Below are 13644 nucleotides of genomic sequence, written 5' to 3'. Positions count from 1 at the left end.
GCCGGAGGTACTGATAACTGATAACTGATAAACTGAAATGACCCTTCTTCTGTATTGCCTACTTTCCCAAAATTTTGTACCTACAGAAAGTTGCAAACTGCTACTCAGTAGAATCACTGAATATCATATCCAAATAAATTCGGATCGACCTCCCCCAAATTCAAATCATCCAACCCATACTCACCCCAACGTCTATCCACCATTGCAGCAACATCAGCATCAGACTCCAAAGCAGCACCCCACTCATGGTCAGTTTCAGGAGGAATTTTTGTAGTAGCATCTATTCCCATACGACCACCTAAACCAATTTTCTCGCTAGCAAAATCTAAACTATCAAAAGGTGTATTCGGCAAAATAAACACATCTCTAGAAGGATCGACTTTAGAGCTAATTGCCCAGACTACTTGACGAGGGTCACGAATATTAATCTTATCGTCCACCACAATTACAAATTTTGTATAAGTAAACTGTGGTAAAGCACTCCAAAAAGCTAATGCTGCTCTTCGTGCTTGACCTGGATAAGCTTTCTTAATAGAAATTACCGCAGCTTTGTAACTCAGAGCTTCCATAGGGAGGAAAAAATCAACAATTTCTGAAACTTGCTGTCGGAGAATAGGAGTATATATCCGGTTAAGAGCGATCGCCATCATTGCTTCTTCTTTTGGCGGTCTCCCACTAAAAGTGGTCAAATAAATTGGGTCTTTGCGGTGAGTCATACAGTGAAATTTAATCACCGGAGAATCTTCCAACCCACCATAATAACCCATGTGGTCGCCAAAGGGACCGTCTGGTAACATTTCCCCAGGAGTAATTGTACCCTCAAGCACAAATTCTGAATCTGCGGGTATTTCCAAATCTAAGGTTTTACACTTATTTAACTTCACCCCGGAGCCACCGTAAAGTCCTGCGAATAGCCATTCTGACAAGTCTACCGGAATTGGAGTAGCAGCAGCCATAATAATTAATGGGTCTACTCCCAGAGCAATTGCAATTTCCAACTTTTTCCCATTTTCTGCTGCTTTTCGCAAATGTCGCGCCCCACCACGGACGGATAACCAATGTACCGTCATAGTATTACGCGACTGTAACTGTAACCGATATACCCCTACATTTGGTGTACCTGTTTCACAATCTTTTGTAATAACCAAACCGAGAGTAATAATTTTACCCGCATCTCCAGGATAGGGACGTATCATAGGAATTTGGTTTAAGTCGAGAGCGTCTCCCTCAACAACAACTTGTTGACAAGGAGGGAAAAAATCGCGCCCTGGTTTTGCTTTGACAACATCAAACAAAACTTTGCCAAATTCTACTGCTTGGGAAATCTTTTTTGGTGGTTTTGGTTGTTGCAGCATCCCCAGTTTTTTGCCCAAGGTTTCCAATTCTTGGGGTTTTTCCATATTCATTGCCCAGCATACTCTTTCTTCTGTACCCAACAAGTTTATTGCTATGGGGTAGTCAGACCCTTTGACATTTTCAAACAGAAGACCAGGGCCACCCTTTTGCAACATTCGGTTACAAATTTCTGCTATTTCTAGGTCAGGGTCAACTAAGGCTTTAATTCGGCATAATTGTCCTCGGTCTTCTAAAATTTTCAGGAATCCTCTTAAGTCGCGGGCCATATTTTTATTAACTTTTGTTAAACAACGGTATGATATCATAGGAGTCATATCAGTTATTAGTTGTCAGTAGCTAGAAAGGAGTTTTTTTATAGCAGAGGAAAGAATATTGCGTTGTATGAGTTTTAAGATTTTGATATGTCCGCACCCTTTCCTTCTACTGCTATATATCATTTATTTATTAATAGAAGTTAGTTATGCATAGTTAGGAGTTATCCACTGACAATAGATATAGAGTATTCAGGACTTACGCAGAGACTCTACTTATGGCTAGGGCGAATACCATTTGTAGGGGCGCAAAGCTCCGAATTGCGCCCCTACAAATGGTGCTTTAAAAGTCAATTTGCGTAAGTCCTGGTATTTTTAAAATGTCAAAGGGCAAAAGGCTAAGGCTGTTTCTAGCTCTCGAACGCTCCGGAACACATGGGAAGTGTGAGGAGGTGGGGAGCAAAATTACTGAAAAGCTTATTTAAAAATAGGGTTTTTTCCTTCTCCCTTCCACCTTCCACCTTCTTCCTTCTTCCTTCTTCCTTCCACCTTCTTCCTTCCTTTTTATGAAATGTCCCACTTGTGGTTCTACATCTTTACGCAAAAATGGTCGTCCCAACAATCGTCAACGCTATCGCTGCAAAGATTGTGGTCGGCAGTTTATGGCACATTTGCCTACATCAAAAATAGGGCAGGAAATTTCTGTTAGTAAATCTGAACCAACAACTTTATCTGAAGCTCCAAGGACTGGAATTGCAATTTTATTATTAGATGTTGAAAATCTGAAAATTGATGTTAATACAGAGCAATTTTTAGCTAGTATTTCTGAATATTCTTTACAAGTTAAGATGGCTTTTGCTAACTGGAAAAATTCTAGTTTGAGCAAATATGATGCAGAACTTTTTGAGCGTGGATATCAACTTATTCATGTTCCGGAAGGTAAAAATAGTGCTGATGCTCAAATGATTTCTATGGGGGCAGCTATTGGTAGGCAATATTCTGATGCTAAAGCTGTTTTTGTTTGTTCTTCGGATTGGTTATTGACTCACCTTTGTAATAGTTTACAAAATCAAGGTTTGACTGTTTATCGGGTGAGAAGACAACCGGATAATATTCTGAGTATAGAAAATCGAAATACTTTGGAGGTGAGGCATTATTCTCTGAAAATGGCAACAGAAATTCCACCATTAGAAGAGTTTGTGGAACAAATTCAACAGTTGTTGCAAGTGGAAAATGAGTCAATTAGTCGGCGCAGCTCTGAGTTATCTATTATTGCTAGTTTATTGGAGAAACGATGTGAAATTTCTCTAGTTCGAGAGTCTAAACAAAATTTATCAGAGGTAGTTTCTGAAGATGCGGAGATTTTGGCAGCTCAAAATATTGCTACAGAATTAGTTGAAAATGAGGAAAATATTCAGTCAAAGGGGGTTGATTTACCGGAGATTAATTCTCGAACAGAATTTGAGCAAGAAGTGATGAAAATCATCTCTAATATTCCAGTCAAGAAAAATCAAATTTTTGTGGATTTGAACTTAGTTGATGAAAAATTTATGGCAATATTTGGGGAGGATATGGGGCAGGTATTAAAGGATTTAAAAATTAACAATGACCTGGAGAACTTTTTCAAATTCTCTGCTAAATTTAGAGTGAAAAAAAAACCAAGATCTAAAGAATATAAAGTGGCGAACGCTGCCCAAAATATACAGACTGTAAATTCACAGATAATTAGCTCTCCAGAACCTGCTGAAAATGTACCGACTATAAATTCACAGATAATTAGCTCTCCAAAAGAATTGGAACAAGCGTTGGTGAATATTATTGAAGTTTTAGCTGCTCATGATCCTCATGGCTACATTTGCATTTCTATTATTGGCACAAAATTTAAAAAACAATATAGTCATTCTATTACTACAATCCTGAAACAGTTAAAATTAAGTGGTAAATTTCTCGACTTTTTAAAGTCTTCTAACACGTTTAATTTGAAAAAAGTTGGTAATAAATATCAAGTAGCGATCGCGGATAAAGAGTAGGGAAGTATAGCGCTCCGCGCAAGGTAAAAGTTAAAAGTTAAAAGTTAAAAGTAATCTCTGATATCATTTCCACTGGTATCGTTTGTGTAAACTCAAGAGTGAATATCTAAGTTTTTTTCTTGCTCTTAAATATTCCTGCCTGTTGCCTGTTGCATTATTACTTAGGAGTTATACCATTTTGAAAAAAGAATGTTACGAATAATAAGCACCATAAAAAGACTTTCAAATAAAGTATGTTTGACAAAAAATGTGATTTACAACATCAAAAATGGTATTAAATCTATCCCCGCGTGCATTCTAAATTTTAAATTCTCAATTAGAATAAACACCCTAAGTATTTGTAGCAAACATTTATCAATTTGGTATTAACCCACCCCTCGCCCCTCCCCCCCCCAGGAGGGGAACTAAGGAGTCATTAGTCAGGAGGGAAGAAAGAAGAAGAAAGTTTTTTGGTCGCGTAAGCGGAACGGAGTTATATCCCTCAATAGACATCTCCAGAAAAGAGGCAACAGGCAACAGCTCCGAAAGGCAACAGGCAACAGGGGGGAAAGAATTGATAATTTATGGATAATAATTGATTCTATTTTTGATTTTTGGAGATGTCTAATTATCCGGACATGATATCATACCTCAAATCATCAATGTCAAAATTCGTTATTTAACCATTGACATCATAACTGCATAACCTATGGCAGTCTCAGAAATATGAAAATTAACAGGACTTACACAATAACTCAATTTGTATGGCGTCCTACAGGAAAGTCTATACAACAGCTAATATAGCAATGTGCGCTGACTTATGTACAAATTACAGCAACTGTCCAATAGCTAAAAGTCTTATATGATTCCTACGGAATGCTTGCGCAAACAGCAATTTATTCCTCCAGATGAGCTGTTGCCTATTGCCAGATGAGCTGCGCACAGCGCTATAACACCGGAATTTTGGGTAAGTCCTGAGTAGTATAAATGATAGGTTCTAGTTGGGGAAAAAATTTTTATGTCCAAAACTATAGTGATTTCACGAATAGAAGCAGAAACTCAAGAAATAGACCCTCTAACATTGCTTAATATTCGAGAAGGGTTAACCAGAGATTCCTTAGCCTTAATGTTAGGAGTAACCAGAGATACAATAGACAAATGGGCAGCACAAAGAAGACAACCATCTCGACCTATTCGTCGTCTTGCTGCTGAAATTTTGGCACGTTGGCAACGCGATCGCATTACGGAGCGAAAAATGTAAATCACTTTTAGGTTTTTGTCCTACACACTCGATAATTATCAGGTTAAGGTAGATACAGGTGAACAAAAAACACCAAAAAAAATCAAAGTTATCAATCATTTTTGATAACCAAAAAACTACTTTTTTTTGAGGGCAAACAATGCTAGTTTCAACATTTGAACTACTCTTAAAACCTATCACTCCTAAGGCAGGAAATATTCCTAATTCTGACCGTCAAGTTCTCCAAGGTTACTTTTTAACAATTGCTAATCCTAATAACACTATTTTGTGGCTTCAAGTCCAATTTACAGCTACAACACCTAACTTAAATGTAGATGATACTATTACTGTCATTGATGCTGGAGGAAATAACATATTTGGGGATTTAACTCGCAGTCGAGACCGTCGTAAATTTAGTCTTGATGTAGGAATACCTGCCCAAGATACAGCTTTAGTTATTTTACAACCAGATATTACTACTCTCAAGCCAGGGGTTGATACGGTCGAAATTCGTGGATTTGTAGAAATATTTGCGCGCAATCTTTTTCAGAAAATTAATGTCTTAGTAACTCCCGAACACCGAGGAACATTTGTCAGTGAAAACACACCTAAAGCTTCTGATTTTGACCAATTAGTTTATGCCCTACCAACTGCTAATGGAGGTAGTTTATTTCAGCTGCCATCTCTTGTATCTGACAAAACTGTTAAAGAAGTAAAACCAGAAATAAAAGAAATCAAAGAAGCCAAAGAATCTGAAAAAAATCCCAAAGAAAATATCGAAACAGTTACCGCTAACCAAGGAAATGAAGTACAACAAACACTAGCTTTAATGGCTCAAAGTATCGATAACATCGGACAACGTCTAGCAACGCAAGAAGCTTTCATATCTTCTGAAGAGCGTCCTGCTGTTGGTGAAACTGCTGTTAACAACGGATAAAAAGGAGTAGAGTGGTGCTTGTTGTTATTGCTAGTAAATATGACAAGTCTGCTCGGTCTTTTATTGAACATTCGGCAACTGATGGTGTAACGCTACTAACCCCTGAAGATTTATCAGTGGTTGGGTGGCGACACCATCTGGGAAATACCAAAAATTCTACGGCGGTAGTGGGAGGAAAAATTATAGAAGTTGCACAAATAACAGGTGTGTTAACTCGCCTCCCTGTAGTTTTTCCAGAGGAACTTTTTCATATTGTTCCTAGCGACCGCACTTATGTAGCTGCTGAAATGACAGCATTTTTGGTTTCCTGGTTAAATACACTAAAATGCCCAATGCTCAACCGACCGACACCAACTTGTCTACTTGGATCGAATTGGCGATCGCCCCAATGGATCTATGCTGCTGCTCAAGCGGGGATGTTTGTACGTCCTCTGCATCAACATATTGCTCTAGGGAAGGAAAATTTGCCAGAAGTAATTCCAAAATATTCCGCAACAGTAACTGTTGTTGGTAAGCGTTGTATTGGTGAAGTTGACCCCACCTTAGCAACTCAAGCTAGATGTCTTGCTGATGCTGCTGGAGTTGAGTTATTAACTGTTCAGTTTAGTAAAGCTGATGCTGATGCAGAATTTATTGATGCTAATTTGTGGACAGATATTTCTCAACCAGCGATCGCTACTGCCATTCTGGAGTATTTTAATTAGCTATCAGCTTTTAGCATTTCCGTACCGGAATGCTGCGCAAACAGCTATCAGCATTGGGCGAATACCATTCGCCCCTACTACGTTAAAATCCTCTGTCACTATGGCACAGAATTGTTGAGTCCGGAACAGCTAGAGGTACTGATAACTGATAACTGAAATGACCGCTTTTTTTAACGAGGAAAAAAAATGTTAATTCTGTTGTGGGGACTACCCGGAGATTCACCTTTAGCAGCAGTACAGAAAGAATTGCAAAATTTAGGTATACCTCATGTACTGCTCAACCAACGAGAAATTCTTGAAACTGAAGTTAAGCTTTCTGTAGGGGAAAAAATTACAGGGGAAATCTGGACTTCTACTCACAAAATAGACTTGAGTGCAGTCACAGGAGTTTATTTGCGTCCCCACAACTCCTACAGACTTCCGGAAATCATGGAAGCAGGAGCTGAGAGTTATGCTTGGCAACACGCGACTGCAGTAGACAATGCTTTGTTGTCATGGGTAGAAATTACTTCTGCCTTAGTTTTAAATCGCTTTTCAGCAATGGCAGCGAATAATTCTAAACCGTATCAGTTACAGCAAATTTGTAAGTTTGGATTTCAAGTACCTGACACTTTAGTTACTACGACTCCGAATGCGGTACATGAGTTTTGGCAAAACCATGGCAGTGTGATTTACAAATCTGTTAGTAGTACCCGCAGTAAGGTTTCTCAGCTACGACCAGAACACGAGGAACGTTTGGATAATGTTGTTTCTTGTCCAACTCAATTTCAACAATATATACCTGGTAGGGATTATCGGGTTCATGTAGTGGGTGAAGATATATTTGCCTGTGCTATTAGTTCTGCTGCAGATGATTATCGTTACGCGGGAGTTGCCAATGCTCCTGAAATTTTTAATTGTCGTTTACCGGAAGATATAGAAAATAAATGTAGACTAATGGCGGCAGAAATGGAATTATCTTTAGCTGGTATAGATTTGCGAGAAACCCCAGAGGGCGAATGGTACTGTTTTGAGGTGAATCCTTCTCCAGGATTTACATATTATCAGCAAGAAACAAATCAACCTATTAGTAATGCCATAGCTAGATTACTGGCATCTTTAAAAGTTAAAAGTTAAAAGTTAAAAGTCAAAAGTTAAAAGTCAGTTTTTATAGAACTACAAATAAAAGTCAAAAGTCAGATTTTATAGAACTACAAATAAAAACAAATAAAAGTCAAAAGTTAAAAGTCAGATTTTATAGAGCTATAAAAGTTTTAGGCGTTGCTGATTCTGGGTATAATTTTGCCCCCCTAACCCCCCAAAATTGGGGGGGATAAAACTCTAAAAGTCCCCCAAACTTGGGGGATTTAGGGGGCTTGACCAGAACCAAAAAATCGCACATTCATACTTCAATTCAGCAACGCCAAGGTTTAATTATACAGTAATTTACGGAAGTTATTTGACTTGGATACTTGCTCAAATCCCGGTGACAAAAAGAACTTCTAACTTCTGAATTATGACTTCATTAAAACCTGTTTCCTACTATAAAATTATGAGTTTAAAATTCACACCACTTTCTTTTAGTTGGGTAGCACTTCATCCTCAACCTCGTGGAATTATCCAATTTATCGGCGGAGCTTTTTTTGGCAGTTTCCCAACGATTTTTTATCGCTATTTCTTAAGTCAAATGTATGCTCAAGGATACAGTATTATTGCTTTACCTTTCCGCTTTAGTTTCCAACATTGGCCGATTGCTATTAGTTTATTAAAAGAACAAAGTATTTTAGCAAAAGCCATGCCAGAACTTGCTGAAAAATTGGGTTATCAAAATAATATCTATACTGACCCCTCAAAATATTTTTGGGTTGGTCATAGTTTAGGCTGCAAATATATTGTCCTGCTAGAATTCCTGAGTGAAAATGGATGGCAAGACAAACTCAGAAAATATGCTGATGTTCACGAGATAGAAAAAATAGAAAGAATTTTCCATCAAATTCATCCCAGTATAACTACCATTTTAAATCAGCATTCTTTGTTAATCGCTCCAGATATTAGTGACACAAATAGCGCTATACCTATCCCTGCTTTAGCAAAATTAATAGACCGAATTGGTTTAGGAGTAAAACCCAATCGAAAACAAACCCAATCTTTGATTAAACATAGTGATTTATTTCAGTTAATTTCTATGATTTCTTTTACTCAAGATACTGTTGCAGGTAGCATCACAGATCGATACAAAAGTCAAGAAATTCAAGATAAAAGTGATGTACTTTGGTTAATAAATACCTTGAAAAATCAAGGGTTATTACATCAAGAAATTCTCGGTAAACATTTAGAACCAGTGGGAATAAAAATAGGTAACTATATTGTTGATTTGAATCCTTTAGATAAATTTATTCAGCCAATTTCTCACAGATATTTAGAACAAGTAGCTTTACATTTATTGGTTGAAGAAGAAGGAAGAAAAGGAATAAGGAAAAATCTGGCTTTGTCTGAGTTTTAATACCAATTTGAAAAAAGTATATTACAAATAGTTTCAAACTTTAAATGTCGAATAATTTGCTGAAATTAGTGAAGTATCAAAGTTTTGAGATATAAAATAATAATGCATGACTTTTGACTTTTGAATTCCGTGAAACGGTATAAGCTTTTGATATGTCCTAACCTTTTCTTCGACTGCTATAAATATTGGTACATAATTTCAAAAGCAATATGTTCAATAATTAATAATTAGGGCTTGCTGATTAAATATAAAAGCATTGATAGATAAAGGTTTTAGCTGTTTTAGGTAAAAAAAAAGTGCCTGTTTTCCGTCAAGAAAGCTCAAAAAAACTAGCATTTTGTGCAAGAGTTGGGCAGAAAAATTAAGAGACAAAACTTAGCTTCTACCTCCTCTACATTCCCATTTCTCCCCTCCCCTCCTGGGAGGGGTTAGGGGTGGGTTGGGAGGGGGAGGGGCGAGGGGTGGGTTGTCTCCTGTCTCCTATCTCCTGTCTCCTACCCCCGCAAAAATACTTTTTCAGCAAACCCTAATTAACAATTACCTCTCCTTTAAAAGAAGAGGATTGACTAATCATGAAAATTTTTCTTTTTATCCCCTTAAAAGAAGAGGCTTTAAAGCACAATTTTTCGGTAATTAGGGAGTACTCAATATGTAATGATCGAGGAGTAAAAGTCACTGTTGATATTCTCCATCTATTCCTAGCTGATTTATTCATCTAAAAAGCGTTGTAAATCTGTTAGAAAATAACGGCGGAAAAGTAAAGGACTCTTTCTTTATTGAAGAGAAACACCGATACTTGTTGTATGTTATTTATTTGTTCCAAATTGTTCTTGTTCGATCTGACTAATCTCTTTCATTGAGTTGTGCAACCATTCTTGAATGGGTGGTTCCCATTCTGAGGTAAACTCAGTCTTCAGCCAGTTATTGACGATTTCCTGGGCCACTGGAGGAGTGGTAATCAAACCTCCTAAAGTTAAGATGTTCGAGTTATTAATAGAGCGGGATTTTTGGGCAGCATAAATACTTTCACACACAGCCGCATAGACGTTCGGGTGTTTGTTGGCAATGATGGCCATTTCCATGCCTGTACCACAAACCAAAATACCTCGATATGCTCGATCGCTTCCTACTCGTTTGGCCACCTCTGAAGCAATTTGATAGTAAGGAGTTTCAGTCGAGCGATCGCTAATTCCTACATCTTCTATTTCTAACTCTTGATTAAGTAGGTGTTGTTTGACTGCTTCCTTGAGGTGAAAACCATAAGTATCTGCTCCCAGCAAAATTTTCATTTCTTTACCTTAACTCCTCAGAAATTTTCCACAAAAAAGCCTATTTTTAGACAATATAAATTATCTCATTAAAGTTAATTATTTTCCAGTTGATTGCCTAACCAGGCGAGATAATCTTGGCTTCCAGTTAGAATTGGTAAAGCAATTACTTCAGGGGTTTCGTAAGGGTGAACTTCTCTAATGGCTTTCTCTAAGGTTTCATAATTTTTCTGACTTGTCTTAATCAAACATAACCATTCTTCATCTGTACATATTTTGTCATTCCACCAATAACTGCTAGTTATGGAGCTGAAAATTTGAATACAAGCAGCTAGCCTTTTTTCAAGTAAGTATTTAGCTATATTATCCGCATCTTTTCTACTGGAAGTTGTCGTAATTACCATAAGATATTCTGGCGACATTTTCTCTGACTCCTTTACTAAATATTTTTTTTGAAACTTCAAGTTTCACTCTCTGGTAAAAGTAACATAAAACTGAGATATTGTATCAGTAAAACAATTCTCAATACCAAGGGAGATAAATTTTTGCTACATTTTCTTGAGTAGGGGAGTAGGGAAGAATTCATTAATGGATAATTGATAATTACCTCAGGTTTTAACCGTTACGGAATTGAATATAAGGAAATATTATTTCTTCTCTTGCTCGATTGGATATGGGGCAGGTTTCCTCGCCATCCCATCCTACGGAATGCTCCGCAAACGACCGCTTTTTTCTCCTTAAAAGGGGAGGCTTTAAGGCACGAATTATTTAATTATTAATTATTTGGTAAACATCAGAATAATTAACTAGCTATCAGCTTTTAACAGCTTAGAAAAATAATCTTACTGACTGCTGACTGCTGACTGCTTTTTTAATACACGCTCTGGCCTACTAATTAGGGTTTGCTGAAAAATTGGTTGTGGGGGTAGGACACGGGGAGGGGGAGACGCACCAGACGACGAGATGGGGGGACTCACCAGACATAGGGACACAAAGGGGAGTAAGAATCTTGTCTGCTCAAAATCCTAACTTTTTGAGCATCAAGAGCTGAAAACCAGGCACTTTTTCAAGACCTAAAAAGGCTAAAATATTTATCTTTCAATGCTTTAATATTTAATCAGCAAGTACTAATTATCAAAAATGTTATTGTACCTGTATTAATTACTTAATAATTGAAATTTAACCTAAGAAAAGTATTCTTTTTTCACCAAAAAATAAGGTCTGAAACCTCCCCTTGGCTGCGCCGCGAGCTACCGCTCTACAAGGGGATGAAAAAAAATCAAGTTCAATATTTCAAGCCTCTGACTTTAAATAGAGGTACTGATAACTGATAACTGAAATGACCCTTGGTATAACACCAATTTGAGAAATTTTTGCTACAAATAGCTAGGCTATTTCTTAGGATTCAGGTATTAGTCCTTCGGTTCTTCCTTCTTCCTCCTTCCTCCTTCCTTATTCCTTATTCCTTATTCCTTCTTCAATTAACCAATTCTGCCATGCAAATAATCTTCTGTTTTCTGATTTTTAGGGTCAGCAAATAAATCTTTAGTTTCACTAAATTCTATCAATTCCCCTAAATACATAAACGCCGTATAATCAGATAATCTTGCAGCTTGCTGCATACTATGAGTCACAATTAAAATAGTTATCTTTTCTTTTAATTGACTCATCAATTCTTCAATTTTAGCAGTAGCAATTGGGTCAAGAGCAGAAGTAGGTTCATCCAATAAAATCATCTCAGGTTCTCCTACTAGAGCACGAGCTATACATAGACGTTGTTGTTGACCTCCAGACAAATTAAAAGCTACCTCTTTTAATCTATCTTTCACCTCATTCCAAAGAGCTGCACCTCGAAGAGCTTGTTCTACTTTTTCATCAATTAAACTCCGTTTTTTTTCACCACGCACCCGCAAACCATAAGCTACATTTTCATAAATTGATTTGGGAAACGGATTGGGTTTTTGAAATACCATACTAATGCGCATTCGTACTTCTATTGGGTCAATATTTTTCGCCAAAATATTCAGAGAATCTAGCCATATTTCCCCTTCATAGTAATTTCCTGGATACAAATCATGCATCCTATTAAAGCAGCGTAATAAAGTAGTTTTTCCACACCCTGAAGGTCCGATTAATGCAGTAATTTTTTTTTCTGCTACAACCAAATTAATATTTTTTAAAACATGGGATGAACCATAATAAAAATTCAGTTTTTTTACTTCTGCTTTGGGCTTTATAGTAATTAATTCTTGTTTGTTTCTATAAAAGTTTACCATTTGATACCTTTACGAACTAAATAACGTAAATAAATAGCTAGAGTATTGATTGTCAAAGTCATAATAGTTAATATAGTACCTGCTGCTGCTGCATTTATTTCAAATGCTTTCTGTGGGCGAGAAACCCAGTTAAACATCTGAATTGGCATTAATGTAAATGGAGCTTGGAGCCAGGAAAAAGAAATAAACGGAAATTCACTTTTCACCGGAGATTCTGGTAAAAAAGCAATAAATGTCAATGCACCAATAGTAATAACTGGAGCTGTTTCTCCTATTGCCCGTGATAAACCAATAATTATACCAGTAAGAATAGTACCAAAAGAGTAAGGCAAAAGATGGTCCCAAATCATTTGCCACTTACTTGCTCCAAGAGCATAAGCGGCTTCTCGTAAATTAGTTGGAATAGAGCGGAGAGCTTCACGAGTAGTGACAATAACTATAGGTAAAATTAATAAGGCTAAAGTTAAGCCTGCGGTGAGAATACTTTCTCCTAAATTTAACTGATAAACAAAAAATCCTAATGCTAATAAACCATAAATAATTGAAGGTACACCTGCAAGATTTGTCACATTAATTTCTATTAGATCGGCTATCCAATTTTTCCGAGCATATTCTTCTAGATAAATACCAGAAGCAACTCCTAAAGGCACTGCTACTAATGTAGTTACTAACATCACTAAACAAGTACCTACCCAGGCTGATAAAATTCCTGCTTCTTCCGGTTTTCTACTAGGAAAAGAAAATAAGAAGTTCCAATTTAGACGTGGTAAGCCATCAATCATCATTTTAATGATTAAAGCAGCTAATATTAATATTGCTCCCGTAATTACTAACAAACCAATTATGGCAAAAATATTATTCACCAAATTTCGTTTATTCAGATTACTTTGAAGATCATTGAAAGGTAAATATCTCTTGGTAAAATCTTGATTTGACATCTATATCAAGTTCCTCTAATTTATCGACATATATTTAACAATTAATAATTAATAATGGCTTTGTTGCATGAAAGTGGCGATCGCAGATGACTCCCTGGAGAGGCGCAGTCTAGATGTATACTTGATAACTTTCGGGTTTACCATTCTGTATCATGCGGTTAAGCATAGCGCATTGAACGAATA

General features: G+C 36.9%; 11 protein-coding genes. 6 read left to right on the top strand and 5 right to left on the bottom strand.

All coding sequences use genetic code 11. The features are described from left to right. Positions 1-113 precede the first annotated feature (113 nt). Complete coding sequence (locus tag F6K15_RS29675; protein ID WP_293068201.1) at positions 114-1622, bottom strand: UbiD family decarboxylase; 1509 nt, start codon at positions 1620-1622, stop codon at positions 114-116. Between the two features lie 551 nt (positions 1623-2173). Between F6K15_RS29675 and F6K15_RS29670 the strand changes: the two genes are divergently transcribed. The 6 genes from F6K15_RS29670 to F6K15_RS29645 all read left to right on the top strand — a co-directional run bounded on the left by F6K15_RS29670 (position 2174) and on the right by F6K15_RS29645 (position 8979). Then, a complete protein-coding gene (locus tag F6K15_RS29670) occupies positions 2174-3637 on the top strand; it encodes an NYN domain-containing protein (RefSeq protein WP_293068171.1) in 1464 nt (487 codons plus the stop codon). Between the two features lie 997 nt (positions 3638-4634). Further along, positions 4635-4877, top strand: coding sequence for a hypothetical protein (locus F6K15_RS29665; RefSeq protein WP_293068169.1), 243 nt, complete (start codon positions 4635-4637; stop codon positions 4875-4877). Between the two features lie 139 nt (positions 4878-5016). Next, positions 5017-5793 (top strand): hypothetical protein, encoded by a 777-nt coding sequence (locus tag F6K15_RS29660; RefSeq protein WP_293068166.1) that lies wholly within the window; start codon positions 5017-5019, stop codon positions 5791-5793. Between the two features lie 14 nt (positions 5794-5807). Beyond that, positions 5808-6497, top strand: a complete 690-nt coding sequence (locus tag F6K15_RS29655) for a hypothetical protein (protein WP_293068163.1) — start codon at positions 5808-5810, stop codon at positions 6495-6497. Between the two features lie 186 nt (positions 6498-6683). After that, positions 6684-7613: a RimK family alpha-L-glutamate ligase gene (locus tag F6K15_RS29650; RefSeq protein WP_293068161.1), complete on the top strand. Its 930-nt coding sequence runs from the start codon at positions 6684-6686 to the stop codon at positions 7611-7613. A 415-nt stretch (positions 7614-8028) separates the two neighbouring features. Next, positions 8029-8979, top strand: coding sequence for a DUF1350 family protein (locus F6K15_RS29645; RefSeq protein ID WP_293068158.1), 951 nt, complete (start codon positions 8029-8031; stop codon positions 8977-8979). 806 nt (positions 8980-9785) lie between these two features. Here the strand turns inward: F6K15_RS29645 and F6K15_RS29640 are convergent. The 4 genes from F6K15_RS29640 to pstA form a co-directional block, all read right to left on the bottom strand. Beyond that, positions 9786-10268 (bottom strand): RpiB/LacA/LacB family sugar-phosphate isomerase, encoded by a 483-nt coding sequence (locus F6K15_RS29640; protein ID WP_293068155.1) that lies wholly within the window; start codon positions 10266-10268, stop codon positions 9786-9788. 74 nt (positions 10269-10342) lie between these two features. Further along, the gene (gene cutA, locus F6K15_RS29635; RefSeq protein WP_293068152.1) at positions 10343-10711 is read right to left on the bottom strand and encodes a divalent-cation tolerance protein CutA; all 369 of its coding nucleotides are present in this window, start codon (positions 10709-10711) and stop codon (positions 10343-10345) included. Positions 10712-11728: 1017 nt separating this feature from the next. Further along, positions 11729-12523 (bottom strand): phosphate ABC transporter ATP-binding protein PstB, encoded by a 795-nt coding sequence (pstB, locus tag F6K15_RS29630; protein WP_363268971.1) that lies wholly within the window; start codon positions 12521-12523, stop codon positions 11729-11731. Continuing rightward, positions 12517-13461, bottom strand: a complete 945-nt coding sequence (gene pstA, locus F6K15_RS29625) for a phosphate ABC transporter permease PstA (protein WP_293068150.1) — start codon at positions 13459-13461, stop codon at positions 12517-12519. Before pstA ends, pstB begins: the two co-directional genes overlap by 7 nt. Positions 13462-13644 lie beyond the last annotated feature (183 nt).

Origin of the sequence: Okeania sp. SIO2B3, from assembly GCF_010672525.1 — a bacterium.
Classification (GTDB): domain Bacteria; phylum Cyanobacteriota; class Cyanobacteriia; order Cyanobacteriales; family Microcoleaceae; genus Okeania.
The sequence above is the reverse complement of the archived record's forward strand: the minus strand, read 5'-3'. Positions and strand labels throughout refer to the sequence as shown.

Bases quoted from the DNA above. Each gene is read 5' to 3' on its own strand.
- F6K15_RS29675 (WP_293068201.1), bottom strand. From the start codon at position 1,622: ATGGCCCGCGACTTAAGAGGATTCCTGAAAATTTTAGAAGACCGAGGA.
- F6K15_RS29670 (WP_293068171.1), top strand. From the start codon at position 2,174: ATGAAATGTCCCACTTGTGGTTCTACATCTTTACGCAAAAATGGTCGT.
- F6K15_RS29665 (WP_293068169.1), top strand. From the start codon at position 4,635: ATGTCCAAAACTATAGTGATTTCACGAATAGAAGCAGAAACTCAAGAA.
- F6K15_RS29660 (WP_293068166.1), top strand. From the start codon at position 5,017: ATGCTAGTTTCAACATTTGAACTACTCTTAAAACCTATCACTCCTAAG.
- F6K15_RS29650 (WP_293068161.1), top strand. From the start codon at position 6,684: ATGTTAATTCTGTTGTGGGGACTACCCGGAGATTCACCTTTAGCAGCA.
- F6K15_RS29645 (WP_293068158.1), top strand. From the start codon at position 8,029: ATGAGTTTAAAATTCACACCACTTTCTTTTAGTTGGGTAGCACTTCAT.
- F6K15_RS29640 (WP_293068155.1), bottom strand. From the start codon at position 10,268: ATGAAAATTTTGCTGGGAGCAGATACTTATGGTTTTCACCTCAAGGAA.
- pstB (WP_363268971.1), bottom strand. From the start codon at position 12,523: ATGGTAAACTTTTATAGAAACAAACAAGAATTAATTACTATAAAGCCC.
- pstA (WP_293068150.1), bottom strand. From the start codon at position 13,461: ATGTCAAATCAAGATTTTACCAAGAGATATTTACCTTTCAATGATCTT.